Raw genomic sequence first — 19,623 nt, 5'->3', positions numbered from 1 at the left:
TGATGCCGACAGACCGATTCGACCCAAGGTTTTGAAACGCCATGACCGTACGCCTGCACCGCGGCGATTTGCCCGACCTGTCCCGCTACACCTCGGCGGTGGCGATCGACACCGAAACCATGGGGTTGAACCCGCACCGTGACCGGCTCTGCGTGGTGCAGCTGTCGCCCGGCGACGGTAGCGCCGACGTGGTGCAGATCCCCAAGGGCCACACCGATGCGCCGAACCTGAAGGCGCTGCTGGCCAATCCTGAGATCACCAAGATCTTCCACTTCGCGCGGTTCGACGTTGCGGTGCTGTACCAGACCTTTGGCGTCATGACCGGCCCGATTTATTGCACCAAGATTGCCTCCCGCCTGATCCGCACCTACACCGACCGCCATGGCCTCAAGGACCTCGTGCGCGAGGTGCTCAATGTCGACCTCTCCAAGCAGCAGCAATCCAGCGATTGGGGTTCCGATAGCCTGACCGAGCCGCAGCTCGCCTACGCCGCCTCCGACGTGCTGCATCTGCACGCCCTACGCGAGCGGCTCGATGCCATGCTGGTCCGCGAAGGCCGCACGGCGCTGGCAAAAGCCTGTTTCGAGTTCCTGCCGACCCGCTGCCTGCTCGACCTCCAGGGTTGGGAAGAAGAGGACATTTTCGCGCATTCCTGAGCCCCCTAGCGGGAGTTCGGTTAGGGCTGCCGCCCCGTTTCAGACACTTTCATGCGGCCTCTCGCAGGCTGCATATTTTGGCGGTGCCGGGTTACAATGGCCCGCCCTCGAACCAGACAAGGCGAGCGACACCCTGGAGCAGCGGTGAATTCGGCCCACAATCCCACCTACGACGCCGCGCTTGCGGCGAGGTTTGCCAGCGCGGCGCGCCACAGCCGCCTGGTGCGGATTTTGCGCATCGCCGTGCCGGTGACGGTGGCTGCGTCCATGGCCGCGATCGTTGTCGTTTCGACCTTCCTCAATCCGTTCCAGATTCCCATAAAACTCGACTCTGGAAATCTCGTGGTGACGGGCACCAAGATCACGATGGAATCGCCGCACATGTCCGGCTTCACGCCGGATCAGCGGCCCTACGAGCTCTGGGCCAAGACCGCGACACAGGACATCACCGACCCCGATCATGTCGATCTCACCGATCTGCGCGCGAAGGTGCTGATGGAGGATCAATCGACCATGTTCCTCGACGCCCGCACCGGCCGTTTCGACAACAAGCAGCAGCAGCTCGACCTGCACAAGGATATCTTCCTGCGCACCTCGACCGGCTATGAGGCGCGGCTGAACTCCGCCTTCGTCGACATGAACAAGGGCACGGTCTCCTCGGACGAGCATGTCGACGTCAAGCTGACCAATGGCACACTGACCGCCGATCGGCTGCGGATCACGGAAGGTGGCGACGTCGTCCGCTTCGAGGGCAATGTGGTGATGCATCTGGACAAGCTGGATGATCCCGCCGCTCAGCCCGTCGAGCAACCCCCGCCGTCGCCGCCGAAGTCCAAGAACAAGTCTGCCAATTCAAAGTGATTTTCATGATCAGGTTTTTTCCGCGCAACGATGCCAAGTGGTGTGCCATCGCAAGCGCCGCCGCGCTGGCCTTCGGTCTTCTGATCTCAGCCGGTGCGGCCCACGCGCAGAGCTCAGCCAGCGTGCCGAACGCGATGCAAGGCTTCTCGCAAAACCGCGATCAGCCGATCCAGATCGACGCCGCCTCGCTCGAGATGCGCGACAAGAAGAAGGAGGCGACCTTCTCCGGCAATGTGAAGGTCGTGCAGGGCGATACCACCATGACCTCGAAGACGCTGGTGGTGTTCTACGAGTCGGGCGGCGACAAGCCGGCGACACCGCAGCCTGCGCCAGCCCAAAGCGCACCCGCAAAGGGCGCGAAGGCCGCGCCGATGCAGTCGTCGACGCCAGGTCCGGGCGGCAGCTCCTCGATCAAGCGGCTGGAGGCACGCGGCAATGTCGTCGTCACCCAGAAGGACCAGGTCGTGACTGGCGAGACCGCGGTGTTCGACACCAAGACCAACCTCATCACCATGCTCGGCGGGGCCGGGAGCCAGGTGGTGCTGACCCAGTGCCAGAACGTGCTGCGCGGTGACCGCCTGTTGGTCGATATGACCACCGGCGTCTCGCGGGTGGAGTCCGACAGCGGCAGGGTGCAAGGCCTGTTCATCCAGTCCCAGGGCGGACAGAACGGAAAATGCGGGACGCCGGTGGCTCCCGGCGCTGCCCCGCCTTTGCAACTGCCCGGTTCCGGCAAAAAGTAAATTCCAAGCGCGATTTCAACGGCTTGGGCCGGATGCTCCCGATCCGAGGTTGAAGCTTGCCCGGCGAGACTGTATCTAGCGCGCAGGGCTTTCGAAGCGGCGTCCGCCGCTTTTCGGGCGTGTTTCACTGGGCATGAGACATCCCTTCACTCATGCTGTGTCGGCGAATCGAAAAGCCGGCGCGGCAGATCGCGCGGATATCGCGCAGGATCAGCTTGGAAGGCTAGAAGGCGGGGATGGTCGATCTCTTCAGCATGTTCCGTCGGCGCCCCGCCAAGCGCGGCCGGCCAGGATTTGCGCGTCAGGACATCACCGCGCTCGGTGACGGCGTCGGAGGTCTCGTGCCCAGTCCTGTCAGGGACGCGCCGCCGATCGCCCGTGACCAGCCGATGCGTGCACCTGACCAGTTTGAGGCGGACTACCAAGCCGAGCCAGCGCGGGCGCAGGCGGTTCATCCGGTCAGGGCCGCCAGCCGGCCGAACGGCGCTGGCGGGCCGCAGCTTTTGAAGCGTCCGGGCTTCCTGGCTGTGCATAGCGTGGAAAAGAGCTTTGGCAGCCGCCAGGTCGTGCGCGGCGTCAGCATCTATGTGCGTCGCGGCGAAGCGGTCGGATTGCTCGGTCCGAACGGCGCCGGCAAGACCACCGTGTTCTACATGATCACCGGCCTGATCAAGCCCGATCGCGGCGCGATCGAGCTCGATGGTCACGACGTCACGAAACTCCCGATGTATCAGCGCGCGCGACTTGGCATCGGCTATCTGCCGCAGGAAGCATCGATCTTCCGCGGCCTCACCGTCGAGCAAAATATCCGCGCCGTGCTCGAAGTGGTTGAGCCCTCGCGCAAGAAGCGTGAGGCGCAGCTCGACTCGCTGCTCGACGAATTCAACATCACGCGCCTGCGTAAATCACCGTCGATCGCACTGTCAGGCGGTGAGCGTCGCCGCGTCGAAATCGCGCGTGCGCTGGCGACGCGTCCGAACTACATGCTGCTCGACGAGCCTTTCGCGGGCATCGATCCGATCGCGGTCGGCGACATTCAGGACCTCGTCCGCCATCTCACCAATCGCGGCATCGGCGTGCTCATCACCGACCATAACGTTCGCGAGACGCTCGGCCTCACCGATCGCGCCTATATCGTCTATGCCGGTGAAATCTTGACCGAGGGCAGCCCGGATGAGATCGTTGCTGATCCGGACGTCAGGCGCCTTTACCTTGGCGAGGAATTCCGCCTCTAGCCCTTTTTTCCAGTTCGTCAAGCCGTGTACATCGTGCCAAGACTAGGATAAGCAAAAATCGGACCAACTTTTTGGGATCGGTTCTTGCTTCATGGCGCTCACGCAGAGATTAGAGTTCCGGCAATCGCAGTCGCTGGTCATGACGCCGCAGCTGATGCAGGCGATCAAGCTGCTGCAATTGTCCAATCTCGATCTCACGACGTTCGTGGAAGAGGAACTCGAGCGCAACCCGCTGCTGGAGCGGGCCAACGACGAGCCCCCCGCGGGTGAAGCCCCGGCCGAGGCCGGCCAGTTCAGCGATGGCGACGATTTCGGCGGCAGCCACAGCGACGAGCCGGGCGGCGGTCCGGGCGAGGCGTTCGAGCCCGGCCAGGAAGAATGGATGAGCAAGGATCTCGGCACCCGCGCCGAGATCGAGCAGACCCTGGATACGGGCCTGGACAACGTCTTCTCCGAAGAGCCGGCCGAGGCTGCGGCGCGCAACGCCCAGGACGCGGCGCCGACCACCTACACCGAATGGGGCGGCGGCGCCTCCGGCGATGAGGACTACAATCTCGAGGCCTTCGTCGCCGCGGAGATGACGCTTGGCGACCATCTCGCCGAGCAGCTTTCGGTCGCCTTCACCGGCGCGGCGCAGCGCATGATCGGCCAGTACCTGATCGATCTCGTCGACGAGGCCGGCTACGTTCCGGCCGATCTCGGCCAGGCCGCAGAGCGTCTTGGCGCATCGCAAGCCGACGTCGAGGACGTCCTTGCCGTGCTGCAAAAGTTCGATCCGCCCGGCGTCTGCGCGCGCAATCTGAGCGAATGCCTGGCGATCCAGCTGCGCGAGCTCGACCGCTACGATCCGGCGATGCAGGCCCTCGTCGAGCATCTCGATCTCCTGGCCAAGCGCGACATCGGCGCCCTGCGCAAGCTCTGCGGCGTCGATGACGAGGACATCGCCGACATGATCGGCGAGATCCGCCGCCTCAATCCCAAGCCCGGCATGAAGTTCGGCTCGGCGCGGCTGCAGACCATGGTGCCTGACGTCTATGTCCGCCCGGGTCCCGACGGCGGCTGGCATGTCGAGCTCAACAGCGACACCTTGCCGCGCGTGCTGGTCAACCAGATCTATTATTCCCAGCTGTCGAAGAAGATCGGCAAGGATGGCGACAAATCCTACTTCACCGACGCGCTGCAGAACGCGACCTGGCTGGTGCGCGCGCTCGACCAGCGCGCCCGCACCATCCTGAAGGTCTCGACCGAGATCGTGCGTCAGCAGGACGGCTTTTTCACCCATGGCGTGGCGCATCTGCGGCCGCTGAATCTGAAGGCCGTCGCCGACGCCATCCAGATGCATGAATCCACGGTGTCGCGCGTCACCGCCAACAAATACATGGCGACAAATCGCGGCACATTCGAGTTGAAATATTTCTTCACGGCCTCGATCGCCTCGGCCGACGGCGGCGAGGCGCATTCGGCCGAAGCCGTGCGTCACCACATCAAGCAGCTGATCGATGCGGAAGCGCCGTCCGCGATCCTGTCGGATGATACCATCGTGGAACGCTTGCGCGCCTCGAGCATTGATATTGCCCGCCGCACGGTCGCGAAGTACCGCGAAGCCATGCGCATTCCGTCCTCGGTGCAACGCCGTCGTGACAAGCAGAGCGCTCTTGGTAACGTCCTTTCCACCGCAATGTCCGATCGCTCCCGCAACACCGAGCCGGCCTGATTGCACTGGCGCGAAATCGCGCTACTCTCATCCCCCCATTCGCGATCGATCCAAGCACGCGCATGATCCGGAAAAGTGCACAGTGGTTTCCCCTCCCGACAAACGCGGACGGCGTTTGCGGGGAGATCATGCGCAGGGAATAACCTTAGCTGCGATGATTCGTCATCGCAGCTGGGCGCAAACCAAGCGAGGTATCACATGACTCTTCGGATTTCGGGCAAGAGCGTCAGCGTCGGCGAGGCCCTGCGCGGCCGCGTCACCGAACGGACTGAAGAGGTCCTGCGCAAATATTTCGACGGCAATTATTCCGGCCACATCACGCTCAGCAAGGACGGCTTGGGTTTCCGCACCGACTGTGCGCTGCATCTTGATTCCGGCGTTTCGCTGGAGGCCGATTCGAACGCGCCCGACGCCTATGCCAGCGCCGACCAGGCGCTGCTGATGATCGAGAAACGGCTCAAGCGCTACAAGAGCCGGCTCAAGGACCGCTCGGCCCGCAAGGCCCATGTCGCCTCCGCCGCGCTCGCCGCCATGGATGCCACGGCTTACGTGCTGGAGGCGCCCGGCGAGGGTGAGGACGAGGACGAGGTCACCGGCTACAGCCCCGTGATCATCGCCGAGGCCACCACCTCCCTGAGGCAGCTCTCGGTCAGCGAGGCTGTCATGGAACTCGACCTCAGCGGGGCACCCTGCCTGGTATTCCAGCATGGCTCCTCGGGCCGGGTGAACATCATCTACCGCCGGGCCGACGGCAATGTCGGCTGGATCGATCCGCCAGGCGCCAAATCGGGCGGCTAGAGGGTTTTTCCGCGAAGTGGACGCCGGTTCGCGCCGGGAAAACGCGTCAAAACCAGAATCTGGAGCTTCTGCTCCGATTCCATCGGGACGGAAGCTCCAGGCTCGCGCAAGGGCGGCCCCGTATCAACCACAGCCCTTAACAATGACCGTGGCAAAGCCGCACGCGGGAGTTGGCACCGGGATTGCGTTGGAGTAGAAGCGCCCCACATCAGGATCGGGGCTAAGTCCGCCTCCTGCTTCACCTTCTTGACGCCGGCCGGGCTCGATCTGATCGAGCCGGCCAATTCGGAACCTGACGGTTTAATTCACCTCGGAAACCTTCCATGCCGATTACCGATCTGGTCGCGCCCGAGGCGATTCTCCCGGCATTGAAGGTCAACAGCAAGAAGCAGGCCCTGCAGGAACTCGCGGCCAAGGCCGCCGAGCTGACCGGGCAGAACGAGCGCGCCGTGTTCGAGGTGCTGCTCCAGCGTGAGAAGCTCGGCACCACCGCCGTGGGCTACGGCGTCGCCATTCCCCACGGCAAGCTGCCCAAGCTGGAAAAGATTTTTGGGCTGTTCGCCCGGCTCGATCGCCCGATCGATTTCGAGGCGATGGACGGCCAGCCGGTCGATCTCGTCTTCCTGCTGCTCGCCCCCGAAGGCGCCGGCGCCGACCACCTCAAGGCTCTCGCCCGTATCGCCCGCCTGCTCCGCGACCAGGACATCGCCAAGAAGCTCCGTGCTTCCCGCGATGCCCAGGCGATCTTTTCGGTGCTGGCGCTGCCGCCGGCGACTGCGGCGTAATCGGGCAAACCGGCGCGGAGCCTTCATCGCTCAAAATAAAAACGGACACGCCCTCCCCGGGCGATCAGTTCGTTCCTGGCTTGCAGCCCGAAGCGCCAATTACAGCGAGCGTGACAGATAGCGCACCGTCTTGCGTCCATCGTGGATGCTGGCGCTGCCGACTTCGACAAATCCCAACGCGGCATGAAAGGCATCCGACGACGGATTCGGTGGTTGCCGGTTGACCTCGCAAACGATTTGGTCGTGCCCAGCCGTCTCTGCGTAATCGAACAAGTCCGCATACAGCCGCCGCGCGCACCCCTTACCTCGTGCCGATGGCGCGACAACGATTCGGTCGACATAAACAAAGCGGTCGTAGCGGGCTCGAAACCACCGAAAGTTCGGATTGTCGTATTGTCCGTTTTGGTCAAGCGCGATCAGGAAAGCATCGAGATCGCCAATCCTCCGCGCGTAGAAGGCCTGCGCAACGAGATGTTTGATCTGCTCAGGCTCGAGCCACGACAACTCCTCCGCGTGGCTGTTGTTGAGTGCGAGGAGGGCGTCACCAAACGGTTCGCCGGGCGATATCTCGAAGCTGGTGATCGAGATGGGGGCCATCATGTTCATGCCGACGATTCTACCAACAGCAGGATAATAGTAAAACGAGCAAATCCTCGCGCGACGTGCAGGCAGCCTATTCCGCCGGCGCCGCCGCCCGCGACTGCGGCCTGATCTTCCTTGCCGGCTGTGAGAGAGCGTGTGCTGTCTCGTGCGTCCGGAACACGAGAGTTGAGCCCGCCGTAGTCTCACACTCCGTCATTGCGAGGAGCTCTTGCGACGAAGCAATCCAGACTGCCGCTTTCGTCGCGGCGAACGCTGCAACTGCTCAGGCACACATAAATTGTTGCGCCACCAGGAGATGTGAGCAACGATCCGGCTGGCTTGCTACTTCCGTCTTAAAGACCTGAGCCAGTGGAGTTGTCCTTGGAATTGCGCGATGGATAGTCTGCGAATTGATACGGAAGCCTTGCTGCCTGCCCAGCGTTTGGAGATTTTTCGCGAAACATTCGGGCGGCGACTCCTGAAAATCGAGATAGAGCCCGAGGCCGGCACGGATTTTCATGTCGACATGACATTGCAGGCCTTGCCGGGTCTTGGCATTGCCTCGGGATCGCTCTCCCCGATGCAAAATCGCCTCACCAGCGAGTTGATCAACAACGATGATCTCGTTCTCGTCATTCTGGAGAGAGGCGTCGGTACGGCGAGGCAACTCGGCAGAGAGGCGACCATTGGCAATGGTCAAGCGATCTTGACCAGGAATGACGAGGTCGGGAGTTTTGCCGGACATTCGCGCACGCAACTCATCAACCTTCGTTTCGAACGAAAAAGACTTTCTCCGCAGCTTGCAGATGCCGACCCTCTTGCCATTCGCCCGCTCTCGGCGAACAATCCGGCCCTGCGCCTGCTGACGTCCTATCTGCATGCCGTAACCGGCGAACTCGCGCGATCTCACCCAGCCCTGCAGCGAGCTGCCGCGGACCACGTCCACGACCTGGTCGCTCTCGCTCTCGGCGCGACCCGGGACGCCACCGAGATCGCGAAAGGGCGGGGGGTACGAATGGCGCGCCTTCATGCCATCAAGGCGGATACGGTCGCCAATGTTACGTCACGCTGGCTCTCCATAGACGCGCTCGCCGCGCGCCATGGCGTTTCTCCGCGATATGTCCGCTCGCTCTTCCAGAGCGAAGAGACGACGTTCACGGATTTCGTGCTGGGCCAGCGGTTGGCTCGCGCTCATGCGCTTCTCATCGATCCGACGCACAATGATCGCCAGATCAGCACCATCGCATTCGAGGCCGGCTTTGGCGATCTTTCCTACTTCAATCACCGCTTTCGCCAGCGATATGGCGCCACTCCGTCCGACATAAGAGCTGCGGGCCGCCGCAAGTTCGACGGCTAGATAGCAACCGAGAAGCTCGGCTCTGTTCCTCGCAGCCCAAGAAGTCATGCCGTTCAGCCCAAGCGGATGGCCCGCCTCCTCTCGATACTGCGCCCGATGTCGCCGACCAGGCGGCGCGGAGCGCTGCTGTGCAAGAGAATAACGGATTCTTCCGGTTTTCGACCAATGAGTTGCCTGAGCGGGATAGACTTTCAATCTGGCGAGAAGTGTTCGGCCGCAACGTCGTCAAGATGGATATGGAGTCCATCGGAAGCCAGCCGTTTCACAGCGAAGCGAACATCTATGCACTACCGAACCTGACCATTGCGTCGGTCTCAAGTTCTCCCAACCGGATTACAAGGACACGGGCGCTCGCTGCCGACGGCAGCGATGACCTCGTCCTCGGCGTTTTGCTCAGCGGAAGGTGCGTCACGCATCAGGGAAAGAAAGAGGTCGCGTTCCAGGCGCACGAAGGCGTTCTGTGGTCGAATGCATCGCCCGGAGGCGGATTGTACGACGCGTCGATCGATTTTCTGACCATCGCGGTGCCACGAACCGCTCTGACGCAGGCCGTCGCCAATATTGACGATGCCCTGATGCAGCTTATTCCGCAGGGCAACGACGCGATGCGGCTTTTGGTCCGCTACGTCAAAATACTGCAAAATGAATTCAGCCAGATGTCTCAGGAATTGAAGGCGGCCGCGGGTTCGCATGTGCAGGATCTCGTGGCGATGGCGCTTGGCGCAAGCCGGGATGCCGCCGAACTGGCCAAGGGGCGCGGCATCAGGGTCGCGAGGCTACTCGCGCTCAAGGCCGATATTCTTGCCAATCTGACGCGGCGAGATCTGTCGCTCGAAACCCTCGCGTCCCGGCACGGGATTTCGTCGCGCTATATTCGATCACTGTTCGAAGGCGAGCAACAGACATTCACCGATTTCGTATTGAGTCGTCGCCTGGAGCGCGCTCATCGTTGCCTCGTGGATCCGCGCTTTGCCGGCTACATGATCAACACCATCGCCTTTGAAGCGGGCTTTGGGGATCTGTCATATTTCAATCACGCGTTTCGACGGCGCTATGGCGCGACGCCATCCGATATTCGCGCCTCCGCACGAAGCAGCGAATCGGCGCCGTGATCGCGTTTCCTGTCGCCTGCGGACGTCTGTAGCGGCGCGATACGACAGTTGCCGATCCGCAACGTCGGCGCTTCGATGGCCGTTTCTGCCGTCTAGCCCAAATCATCGCGGCATCCAGCCCAAGCGCCGAGCCCAGTCGACCCGGTAATATTTCGCGGTCTGCTGCTCTCGACAGGGATCTTGGAATCCAGATGAACGCCGCACCTCAAAGCGATATCGCGACCAAAGCCCGGCGTCTCGCGCGTCCCAGGCGCGAGGTTGCAATGACCAGGGCAGCGTCGGGGGCCGAAGGCTCTCCCTGAACCGATCGATATCGGCCGCCCGCAAATCGCTGGTCGATGAGACCCGCGGCTCGCAGCCCCTGCTGCCAGACACGTCAATCGCCCGGCATGAGCGACGTCGCCCTGACCGCTCCGCATCCGGATCAATTTGAAAGCTGTTCGTCATGACCAAGCCGCACGCAAAATATCGCGCCCCGCAATCCGCCCGAGCGCGCGGCTATGCTGCGTTGCTGCTCGCCGGCACGGCTCTTGCCGGAATGCCGCTTTCTTCGCCAGCGCAAGCCCAAACGTGGAATGGAGCGGTCTCCACCGACTGGTTCACAACCGGCAACTGGAGCACGAATGCCGTCCCGACCTCCGCCACTATGGTCACCATTGATACAACCTCTCCGCATGCCACGGTTATCGGCACGTCCGCGGCCACCAGCGGATATGTCGACGTCGGGCAGAGCTTGACGGGCGCTTTGACGATCTCCGGCGGCGGCACGCTTAACGCGTCGGGTGGCGTTCATCTCGGCGTCAACGCGGGCGGCTCTGGAACGGTGACGGTGACAGGGGTGGGCTCCTCGCTGACCGAGTCAGGCACTTTAGAGGTCGGCTATTTTGGGACCGGCGTTTTGCAGGTGCAGAATGGCGGCGCTGTCCTTGCCGACAATGCGTCCATTGCTTCCTATGGCAATGGGTCGGTGACGGTCGACGGAGCCGGCTCTTCTCTGCATGTCATCAATGATTTCAGGATCGGCGACGGCGCTAGCGGCGCGTTGACAGTATCCAATAGTGGCACACTGGTGACGAGCTACGCCGCCCTCGGCTGGACTGCGACCGGGACAGGCTTCGCGACCGTGGATGGCGCGGGCTCCGCATGGAATAGCAGTCTTGATCTGGTGGTGGGCGACGCCGGCGGCGGTGTCTTGACAGTCTCGAATGGCGGCTCTGTTACCAACTACAACGGGGTCATCGGCAATCAGGCCGGCTCTATCGGAAACGTGACGGTCGACGGCGCCGGATCAACCTGGGCCAGTAGCCAGCTCCTCTCGGTGGGTAGCTCCGGCACCGGCGCGCTGACAGTTTCAAACGGTGGCGCGGTCAGCAGCACCGGCGCTTCGGTCGGCGATCTTGCCGGCTCCAATGGCAATCTCACCGTGACGGGCGCAGGTTCGACCCTGACCAGCACGGGCGTCGGCAATCAGGTCATCATCGGAAATTCCGGAACCGGCTCGCTGCAGATTGCAAACGGCGGCGTGATCAATGACGCGTACGGCATCGTGGGCAACAGTGTCGGCGGGGCCGGTACGGCGACCGTCGATGGCCTCGGGTCCCAATGGAATAATACCGGCTATCTGATTGTCGGCGCTGCGGGAGGCGGTTCGCTGACGATTGCGAATGGCGGCGTGGTTTCAGACGGCGCGGGTGGCTTTATCGGCACGGTTGCGGGCGGTACCGGATCGGTATCGGTCAGCGGCGCCAATTCGGCCTGGGCGAACGTGGGCGCTGTCATCGTTGGCAATTCCGGGACCGGTACGCTGACGGTCTCGAACGGCGGTACCGTCATGAGCAACGGCGGCACCGCCGGCAACTTTGCCGGCTCGAGCGGCAGCGTGACGGTCACAGGAGCAAATTCGGTCTGGGGCGGCGGCGCAGGTGATATCACCCTTGGTGCGTATGGCTCCGGATCGATGGTGGTTTCGAACGGTGGCAGGATCAGCAATGCCAATGCCGTGCTCGGCCAATTCGCGGGATCGACGGGCACCGCGACGGTGGACGGTGCGGGGTCGTCGTGGACGAATGCCGGTGCCTTTCAGGTCGGCATTGGTGGCAACGGCTCGGTGACAATTTCGAACGGCGGCGCAGTCGTTGCGGCTGACAGCTTTCTGGGCGGTTCGATCGGCACCGTCGGCACAGTCACCGTCACCGGTACCGGTTCGGCTTTTCTGAACAGCGGGAACATTCTGATCGCCAATGCCGGAACCGGCTCGTTGACGGTTGCGAACGGCGGCACTGTGTCCGCAGGCGGATCGATCACCATCGCATCGGCGGCCGGCTCGACCGGCGCGCTCAACATCGGAGCGGATGCGGCGAGCGCCGCTGCCGCACCGGGAACGGTGACCACACCAAGCATCGTGTTCGGGGCGGGCTCAGGGTCGATCAATTTCAATCACACCAGCACTGGCTATGCCTTCACGACGACCGTCAGCGGCGCGGGAACGATCAATCAAATCGCCGGCACTACGATTCTCGGCAACAATTTCAGCACCTTCACCGGCGTGACCAATGTGACGGGTGGCCGGCTGGCCGTGAACGGCTCGCTCGCGGGATCGACCGTGACCGTGTCAGGCGGCACGCTCGGGGGCACCGGGACAGTCGGCAGCACCATCGTCAATGGCGGTACGTTGGCGCCCGGAAACTCGATCGGGACGCTGACCGTGCAGGGCAACCTCGCGTTCACCTCGGCCGGGCACTACTCTGTCGAGCTCTCGCCGACAGCGGCCGATCTCACCAATGTCACGGGGACTGCGACGCTCGGTGGCGCCACGGTGAACGCTTCATTCGGGCCAGGCAGTTACGTCGCCAAGCAGTACACGATTGTGAACGCGACCGGCGGCGTCAGCGGCACCTTCGCTGCGATCGTCAACACCAATCTCCCGTCGGGCTTCATGTCGAGCCTGAGTTACGACGCCAACGATGTCTATCTCAATCTCGGGCTGGGGTTCACGCAATATAGCGGTCTCAACGTCAATCAGCAGAACGTCGCCAACGCACTGACAAACTTCTTCAATACGAACGGGGGCATTCAGGCGGTATTCGGGTCGCTGACGCCGGCCGGTCTGACGCAGGTCTCAGGCGAGACCGCGACCGGCACGCAGCAGACCACGTTCAACGCCATGAACATGTTCATGGGCGTGCTGACCGATCCGTTCGTGGCCGGCCGCGGCGATCCGCGTTCGTCCTTCGGTGCTGCGGGTTATGCGGCCGAGGACAGCGGCGCACTCGCTTATGCCGATCGCAAGCGCACGGGCGCCGAGCGCGACGCCTATGCCGCGATCTCTCGCAAGGCGCCGGTGCAAGCCTTCGAGCAGCGCTGGGCTGTGTGGGCCGCGGGTTTTGGCGGCGCGCAGACAACTGACGGCAACGCGTCGCTCGGCTCCAACACCGCCACCAGCCGCATCGCGGGTGCCGTGGCCGGCGCCGACTACTGGTTCTCACCCTCGACCGTGGCCGGCTTTGCGCTGGCCGGCGGCGGCACCAACTTCTCCGTGGCGAATGGCGGCACCGGCCGCTCCGATTTGTTTCAGGCCGGCGCCTTCGTGCGGCACAATGCCGGCGCGGCCTATGTCACCGGCGCGCTCGCCTATGGCTGGCAGGACATCACCACCGACCGCACGGTCACCGTCGCCGGCGCCGATCATCTGCAGGCGCGCTTCAATGCCAACGCGTATTCCGGCCGGCTGGAAGGCGGCTATCGCCTCATTGCGCCGTGGACCGGCGGTGTCGGCCTCACGCCTTACGCCGCAGCCCAGTTCACCACCTTCGACCTACCGGCCTATGCCGAGCAGGCGATCACCGGCAACAGCACCTTTGCTCTCAGCTACGCCTCGAAGAGCGTCACCGACACCCGCAGCGAGCTCGGCCTGCGTACAGACAAATCCTTTGCCATGGCCGATGGCGTCGCCACACTGCGCGGCCGCCTCGCCTGGGCCCACGATTTCAACCCCGACCGTTCGATCGGAGCGACCTTCCAGGCGCTCCCCGGCGCGAGCTTTGTTGTCAACGGCGCCGCGCAAGCCGCTGATGCCGCGCTCGTCACGGCGTCAGTGGAGAAGACATGGCTGAACGGCTGGTCCACTGCTGCGACCTTCGAAGGTGAGTTCTCGAACGTCACGCGCAGCTACGCCGGCAAGGGCACCGTGCGCTACGGGTGGTGAGATCGGCAGCAGCGGGGCTGCGCGGCTTTGATCGTGGCTTTGATCGTGTCATGGCTCCCGGTCGGAAACCGGGGTTGTTCCCTTGTCAAAGCAAAACGGGCACGCCTTCGTGCGAAGGCATGCCCGCTAAATTTCTATTCGTGCGACGTGCGCGCGCTCAGTGCACGCTTACCGCTTGCAGCTCGTTGCTCCAGGCGTTGGCCACCGCGGCTTCGCGGCTGTCGGTCAGCATGATCGGCGTGCCGTCGGCGGCGTGGAGCGCGAAGAGTTTTAGGCCCGGCGCGATCTTCGGCGCTTCGGGAAACAGGCCCGGAACGTCCTCGGAGCGGATCTGCTTCACATAGGCGATGTGACCTTCGCCGAGGTTTGCCAGCGTCTCGGGCGAGACGTTCTTGGCTTCGTATTCGAATACAACGTGACCTTCACTCATGGTCTCGACTCCTATCTCGAAACTAAGCGGTCGAGTCCGCTACTCGTTCCATTATTCGTGCTCATTGATAGCGATTGTCTTAACGATCCTCTCCGGTTCAGGCCGGGCAAGATCGACCGACAACAGCCCGTTCTTCAGATCCGCACCCAGCACCAGCATCCCCTCCGCCAGCACGAAAGTGCGCTGGAAGTGGCGCGCGGCGATGCCGCGATGGATGTATTGCCGGGTCTTGTCGTCCTGCTGCCGCCCTCGAATCACGAGCTGGTTTTCCTCAATGGTTACATCGAGTTGGTCGCGGGTGAATCCGGCGACCGCCAGCGTGATGCGCAAGCGCTCGGGCTGGCCGTCCGACCGGTCGCACCGCTCGATATTGTAGGGAGGGTAACCGTCGGCGCCTTTGACGACGCGGTCGAGCACGCGCTCGATCTCGTCGAAGCCCAAAAGGAACGGACTGGAAAGCGTGGGAACACGAGACATAGTTTACAAAGTCCTCTCGAAGCGACTTTGGCATTTCAGGGCCCGGAAGCGGCGCCCCTTGGTCAGCAATATGGGCATATCCCCGTGTCGGTTCAAGGACGTAGCGGGGCGCCTGTGGATGCGTCATTCCGCCGTCGTCAGGCCCAGGGATCGTCATGGCCGGGCTTGTCCCGGCCATCCACGACCTTACTCGCGGCTCCAAGAACGTGGATGCCCGGGACAAGCCCGGGCATGACGAAATCTGGGTGTGAATTTTCTCAATGAAAACAGACCCCCCTTCTACTGTGCATGGGGTTGTTTTCGCAGTTTTTGTTTCCCAGCCTGCCGGAACCGATCAGGCCTCGATCCGCGTCCGCCCGTCGCCGCTGAACAGATGAAGCTTTTGGCGCACCGCTGCGACGCGGATCTTTTGGCCGATCGGCGGCGCCTCGGAACCGGGAATGCGGACGATCACTTCGCCGGGCGGGAGTTCTCCGGGCGTGGCGGCGATGCGCTGCTCGTCCTGCTTGCGCGAGCCGTAAATAAAAGTTTCAGCGCCGACGCGTTCGATCGCTTCCACCGTCAGCGGCAATGCCACGCCACCGGCCGGCGTCTGGTCGGTGATGACAAAATCTTCCGGACGGATACCGAGGATGCCGGCGTCGCCTGCGTCACCGAGCTGCGACTTGATCTCATCGGCGCGGATCGACATCAAATTCATTGGCGGTGCGCCGATGAAGGAGGCGACGAAGGTCGTCGCCGGCTTCTCGTAGATCGCGAGGGGATTGCCGATTTGCTCGACCTGGCCGCCGTTCATCACAACGAGAACATCGGCGAGCGTCATCGCTTCGAGCTGATCGTGGGTGACATAGATCGACGTGGTGTTCAGCCGGCGCTGCAATTTGCGGATCTCGACGCGCATCGCGATGCGGAGTTTTGCATCGAGGTTCGACAGCGGCTCGTCGAACAGGAACACCTTCGGCTGACGCACGATGGCGCGGCCCATGGCGACGCGCTGGCGCTGACCGCCGGAGAGCTGGCGCGGCTTGCGCTCCAGCATGGCGGTGAGCTCGAGCACGCGCGCGGCTTCGTCGACGCGGGTCTTGACCTCGGCCTCCTTCATGCCGCGGTTGCGCAGGCCGTAGGCCATGTTGTTGAAGACGCTCATATGCGGATAGAGCGCGTAGTTCTGGAACACCATCGCGATGTCGCGATCGGCGGGCTCGACCTGGTTGACGATGCGGCCGCCGATGTCGATCTCGCCGCCGGTGACGGTCTCGAGGCCCGCGACCATGCGCAGCAGCGTCGACTTGCCGCAGCCGGAGGGGCCGACCAGCACGCAGAACTGGCCGTCGGCGACATCGACATTGACGCCCTTGATGGCCTCGAAGCCGCCGGGATAGGTCTTGCGGACGTTGCGCAGGGTGACGTTAGCCATAACTCTCTACTTCTCGGTCTCGACCAGACCGCGCACGAACAATTTCTGCATGACGACGACGACGAACACCGGCGGCAGCATCGCCAGCACGGCGGTGGCCATCACGATCGGCCATTCGGTCAGCGCGTCGGTGGTGGTGATCATCTTGCGGATGCCGACCTGGATGGTCTGCATGTCGTCGCGCGTGGTGATCAGCAGCGGCCAGAGATACTGATTCCAACCGAGAATGAAGAGGATCACGAACAGCGCCGCCATGTTGGTGCGCGACAGCGGCAGCAGCGTGTCCCAGAAGAAGCGCAAGGGGCCGGCGCCGTCGATGCGCGAAGCCTCGAGCAATTCGTCCGGCACGGTCATGAAGAACTGCCGGAACAGCAGCGTCGCGGTGGCCGAGGCGATCAGCGGCAGCGCCAGGCCCGCATAGCTGTCGAGCATGTGCAGATCGGCGACGATCTTGTAGGTCGGATAGATGCGGACCTCGACCGGCAGCATCAGCGTGATGAAGATGATCCAGAAGATCGGCATCCGGAACGGAAAGCGGAAATACACGATCGCATAGGCCGAGATGATCGAGATCGCGATCTTGCCGACCGCGATCAGCAGCGCCATCACCAGCGAGTTCAGCATCATGTTGCCGACCGGCTCGCGGGTCGAGCCGCTCGTGCCGACGAAGATGGTCTGGTAGTAGACCTCGAAGAAATGCCCGCCCGGCAGCAGCGACATCTGCCCGTTGGCAATCAGCGCGTTGTCCTGGGTGGAGGCGATGATGGCGATGTAGACCGGGAACGCGACGATCGCGATCCCGATCCACAGGATGGCGTGAGCGATATAGCGCCGAAAACCCTCTTCCTCGACCATCAGTAGGTCACCTTGCGTTCGACGAAGCGGAACTGGATTCCGGTCAGCACGATGACCATGACCATCAGGATCACCGATTGCGCCGCGGAGCTGCCGAGATTGCCGCCGAGCAGGCCATCCGAATAGACCTTGTAAACCAGCGTGACCGTCGACGTTCCCGGACCGCCGCGGGTCATGGTGTCGATGATGCCGAACGTGTCGAAGAAGGCGTAGACGATGTTGACGACCAGCAGGAAGAAGATGGTCGGCGACAGCAGAGGAAAGGTCACGGTCCAGAACCTGCGCATCGGACGCGCACCGTCGATCGCGGCGGCCTCGAACACGCTTTTCGGAATCGCTTGCAGACCGGCGAGGAAGAACAGGAAATTATAGGAGATCTGCTTCCACGCGGCGGCAAGGATGATCAGCGATGCGGCCTGGTCGCCATTGAGCAGCGGATTCCAGTCGATGCCCATGTTGCGAAGATAACGCGAGAGCACGCCGAGCGAGGGATGCAGCATGAAGATCCAGAGCACGCCGACGACGGGCGGGGCCACCGCATAGGGCCAGATCAGCAGCGTGCGATAGAGCATCGAGCCGCGCAGCGGCTTGTCGGCCATGACCGCGAGCAGCAGCGCGAAAGACAGCGACGACGCCGCGATGGCGAACGAGAAGACGAAGGTGCGGACGATCGCCTCGAAATAGGCAGCGTCCCTGAAGAGGTCGAGATAGTTCTCGAACCAGACGAAGGTTGTCGAAAGACCGAAGGCGTCCTGGAGCAGGAAGGACTGGATCACCGCCTGCAAGGCCGGCCAATAAAAGAAAATCAGGACGATCGCGAGCTGCGGCGCAACCAGCGCGTAAGGCAATAGTCTTGATTGGAAAATGGCTTGCTTTTGCATGATGGGCGACGCCGGCAGGCCGTGCGGCCTGCCGGCGCCTTCGCCTTATTTTACGGCGGTCTTTTCGAACTGACGCAGCATGGTGTTGCCGCGTTCGACGGCGGCATCGAGCGCCTGCTTGGCGGTCTTCTTGCCGGCCAGCGCCTGCTCGATCTCTTCCGACCAGACGTCACGCAGCTGAACCATGTTGCCGAGGCGCAAGCCGCGCGAATTCTCGGTCGGCTCCTTGTTGGTCAGCTCGAGCAGTGGGGTCTCCAGATAGGGCTGATCCTTGTAGAAACCTTCTTCCTTCGCCTTGGCGTAGGCCGCCTTGGTGATCGGCAGATAGCCCGAAGCCTTGTGGATGTAGACTTGGCGATCGGTGTCCGAGAGGAAGGTCAGGAATTTCGCGACGCCCTTGTATTCTTCGGCCGACTTGCCGCCCATCACCCAGAGCGAAGCGCCGCCGATGATCGAGTTCTGCGGTGCGCCCTTGGCATCCGGATAATAGGGCATCGGCACGGCGGTGAAGTTGAACTTGGCCTGCGCCTTGACGTTGCCGAAGAACGCCGACGAGGTCAGGTAGATCGGGCATTCGCCTGACGTGAAGCGGCCTTCGCCGGTGTTGGTGCGGCCGGCATAGTCATAGGTCTTGGTCTTCTGGAGCTCGACCAGGGTTTCGAGATGCTTGACCTGGAGCGGGCCGTTGAATTCCAGCACGGTGTCGAAGCCGTCGAGGCCGTTGGCCTTGCTGGCGAGCGGCACGTTGTGCCAGGCGGAGAGCTGCTCGAGATTGACCCAGGTGACCCAGGAGCCGGAGAAGCCGCAGGTGTCATGACCGGCAGCCTTCAGCTTCTTGGCGGCCTCGAATGTTTCGGGCCAAGTCTTCGGAATCTCGACGTTGGCCTTCTTCAGCTCATCGAGGTTGACCCACATCACGGTCGACGACGAGTTGAAGGGGAACGACAGCATCTCGCCCTTCGAGGTCGAGTAATAGCCGGTGATGGCAGGCAGGTAGATCTTCGGGTCGAACTTCTCGCCAGCCTCGGTCATCAGCTTGTAGACGGGCTTCACGGCGCCGGTCGCGGCCATCATGGTGGCGGTGCCGACTTCGAACACCTGCATGATGTGCGGGGCGTTGCCGGCGCGGAACGCCGCGATGCCGGCGTTCATCGTATCGGGATAGTTGCCCTTGTAGGTCGGGACCACCTTGTAGTCGGTCTGCGACGCGTTGAAGTCGGTGGCGAGCTTGACGATGACGTCGTTGTTGGCGCCGGTCATCGCGTGCCACCACTGGATCTCGGTCGCAGCCAGCGCCGGCGAAGCCGTCATGCCAACTGCGATTGCAACAGCGGCAGCCGCCCCAAAATGTCGAAGAGCCATCAAGTAACCTCCCTTGGCCGTCAAAAAGATCGCTTGCGCTAGCAGCGCCATATGACGTTCACATGACTGTGTAAGCGGCCGAAACGAAAGCGGCAAGCGCGGCAAAAGGGAAGCCGGCAAATAGGCGGAGACGGAGCACGCAGCCTCCTCCGTT

Annotated in this window: 17 protein-coding genes; 10 read left to right on the top strand and 7 right to left on the bottom strand. The window is 62.8% G+C overall.

Going from position 1 to position 19,623, the window contains the following annotated elements; genetic code table 11:
• The first annotated feature begins 41 nt into the window (after nucleotides 1-41).
• From BMW89_RS14760 to ptsN, 7 genes are all read left to right on the top strand, one after another.
• Nucleotides 42-656 (top strand): ribonuclease D, encoded by a 615-nt coding sequence (locus BMW89_RS14760; RefSeq protein WP_092027521.1) that lies wholly within the window; start codon nucleotides 42-44, stop codon nucleotides 654-656.
• A 144-nt stretch (nucleotides 657-800) separates the two neighbouring features.
• Nucleotides 801-1,517 carry an LPS export ABC transporter periplasmic protein LptC gene (gene lptC, locus BMW89_RS14755; RefSeq protein WP_092027519.1) on the top strand — a complete coding sequence of 239 codons (717 nt, stop codon included), beginning with the start codon at nucleotides 801-803 and terminating at the stop codon, nucleotides 1,515-1,517.
• A 5-nt stretch (nucleotides 1,518-1,522) separates the two neighbouring features.
• On the top strand, nucleotides 1,523-2,260 hold the full coding sequence (locus BMW89_RS14750) for an LptA/OstA family protein (RefSeq protein ID WP_177196059.1): 738 nt from the start codon (nucleotides 1,523-1,525) through the stop codon (nucleotides 2,258-2,260).
• Between the two features lie 236 nt (nucleotides 2,261-2,496).
• Nucleotides 2,497-3,495, top strand: a complete 999-nt coding sequence (gene lptB / locus BMW89_RS14745) for an LPS export ABC transporter ATP-binding protein (RefSeq protein ID WP_092027515.1) — start codon at nucleotides 2,497-2,499, stop codon at nucleotides 3,493-3,495.
• A 91-nt stretch (nucleotides 3,496-3,586) separates the two neighbouring features.
• A complete protein-coding gene (rpoN, locus tag BMW89_RS14740) occupies nucleotides 3,587-5,209 on the top strand; it encodes an RNA polymerase factor sigma-54 (protein WP_092027513.1) in 1,623 nt (540 codons plus the stop codon).
• Nucleotides 5,210-5,407: 198 nt separating this feature from the next.
• Nucleotides 5,408-6,007: a ribosome hibernation-promoting factor, HPF/YfiA family gene (hpf, locus tag BMW89_RS14735; RefSeq protein ID WP_092027511.1), complete on the top strand. Its 600-nt coding sequence runs from the start codon at nucleotides 5,408-5,410 to the stop codon at nucleotides 6,005-6,007.
• Between the two features lie 323 nt (nucleotides 6,008-6,330).
• The gene (ptsN, locus tag BMW89_RS14730; protein ID WP_092027509.1) at nucleotides 6,331-6,792 is read left to right on the top strand and encodes a PTS IIA-like nitrogen regulatory protein PtsN; all 462 of its coding nucleotides are present in this window, start codon (nucleotides 6,331-6,333) and stop codon (nucleotides 6,790-6,792) included.
• A 99-nt stretch (nucleotides 6,793-6,891) separates the two neighbouring features.
• On the opposite strand, the gene BMW89_RS14725 is transcribed toward ptsN, so the two are convergent.
• Entirely contained in the window at nucleotides 6,892-7,392 is a 501-nt protein-coding gene (locus tag BMW89_RS14725) for a GNAT family N-acetyltransferase (RefSeq protein WP_244547603.1), read from the bottom strand.
• Nucleotides 7,393-7,768: 376 nt separating this feature from the next.
• Between BMW89_RS14725 and BMW89_RS14720 the strand changes: the two genes are divergently transcribed.
• The 3 genes from BMW89_RS14720 (at nucleotide 7,769) to BMW89_RS14710 (ending at nucleotide 14,047) form a co-directional block, all read left to right on the top strand.
• Entirely contained in the window at nucleotides 7,769-8,731 is a 963-nt protein-coding gene (locus BMW89_RS14720; RefSeq protein ID WP_092027505.1) for a helix-turn-helix transcriptional regulator, read from the top strand.
• Between the two features lie 128 nt (nucleotides 8,732-8,859).
• Nucleotides 8,860-9,843: an AraC family transcriptional regulator gene (locus tag BMW89_RS14715; RefSeq protein WP_143062765.1), complete on the top strand. Its 984-nt coding sequence runs from the start codon at nucleotides 8,860-8,862 to the stop codon at nucleotides 9,841-9,843.
• 445 nt (nucleotides 9,844-10,288) lie between these two features.
• On the top strand, nucleotides 10,289-14,047 hold the full coding sequence (locus BMW89_RS14710; RefSeq protein ID WP_244547597.1) for an autotransporter domain-containing protein: 3,759 nt from the start codon (nucleotides 10,289-10,291) through the stop codon (nucleotides 14,045-14,047).
• Nucleotides 14,048-14,204: 157 nt separating this feature from the next.
• On the opposite strand, the gene BMW89_RS14705 is transcribed toward BMW89_RS14710, so the two are convergent.
• The 6 genes from BMW89_RS14705 to ugpB all read right to left on the bottom strand — a co-directional run bounded on the left by BMW89_RS14705 (nucleotide 14,205) and on the right by ugpB (nucleotide 19,469).
• Nucleotides 14,205-14,477 (bottom strand): BQ00720 family protein, encoded by a 273-nt coding sequence (locus tag BMW89_RS14705; RefSeq protein WP_008141241.1) that lies wholly within the window; start codon nucleotides 14,475-14,477, stop codon nucleotides 14,205-14,207.
• A 51-nt stretch (nucleotides 14,478-14,528) separates the two neighbouring features.
• Nucleotides 14,529-14,954 carry an Hsp20 family protein gene (locus BMW89_RS14700; protein ID WP_014438749.1) on the bottom strand — a complete coding sequence of 142 codons (426 nt, stop codon included), beginning with the start codon at nucleotides 14,952-14,954 and terminating at the stop codon, nucleotides 14,529-14,531.
• A 334-nt stretch (nucleotides 14,955-15,288) separates the two neighbouring features.
• The gene (locus tag BMW89_RS14695; protein ID WP_092027501.1) at nucleotides 15,289-16,371 is read right to left on the bottom strand and encodes a sn-glycerol-3-phosphate import ATP-binding protein UgpC; all 1,083 of its coding nucleotides are present in this window, start codon (nucleotides 16,369-16,371) and stop codon (nucleotides 15,289-15,291) included.
• A gap of 6 nt (nucleotides 16,372-16,377) precedes the next feature.
• Nucleotides 16,378-17,226, bottom strand: a complete 849-nt coding sequence (gene ugpE, locus BMW89_RS14690; protein ID WP_092027499.1) for a sn-glycerol-3-phosphate ABC transporter permease UgpE — start codon at nucleotides 17,224-17,226, stop codon at nucleotides 16,378-16,380.
• Complete coding sequence (ugpA, locus tag BMW89_RS14685) at nucleotides 17,226-18,107, bottom strand: sn-glycerol-3-phosphate ABC transporter permease UgpA (RefSeq protein ID WP_092027497.1); 882 nt, start codon at nucleotides 18,105-18,107, stop codon at nucleotides 17,226-17,228. Before ugpA ends, ugpE begins: the two co-directional genes overlap by 1 nt.
• Nucleotides 18,108-18,152: 45 nt before the next feature.
• Nucleotides 18,153-19,469 (bottom strand): sn-glycerol-3-phosphate ABC transporter substrate-binding protein UgpB, encoded by a 1,317-nt coding sequence (ugpB, locus tag BMW89_RS14680; protein ID WP_092028043.1) that lies wholly within the window; start codon nucleotides 19,467-19,469, stop codon nucleotides 18,153-18,155.
• Nucleotides 19,470-19,623 lie beyond the last annotated feature (154 nt).

The sequence above is a fragment of the Bradyrhizobium sp. OK095 genome (assembly GCF_900109945.1).
Taxonomy (GTDB): domain Bacteria; phylum Pseudomonadota; class Alphaproteobacteria; order Rhizobiales; family Xanthobacteraceae; genus Bradyrhizobium.
Note: the sequence above shows the minus strand (reverse complement) of the source record. Positions and strands in the feature narration are given on the sequence as shown.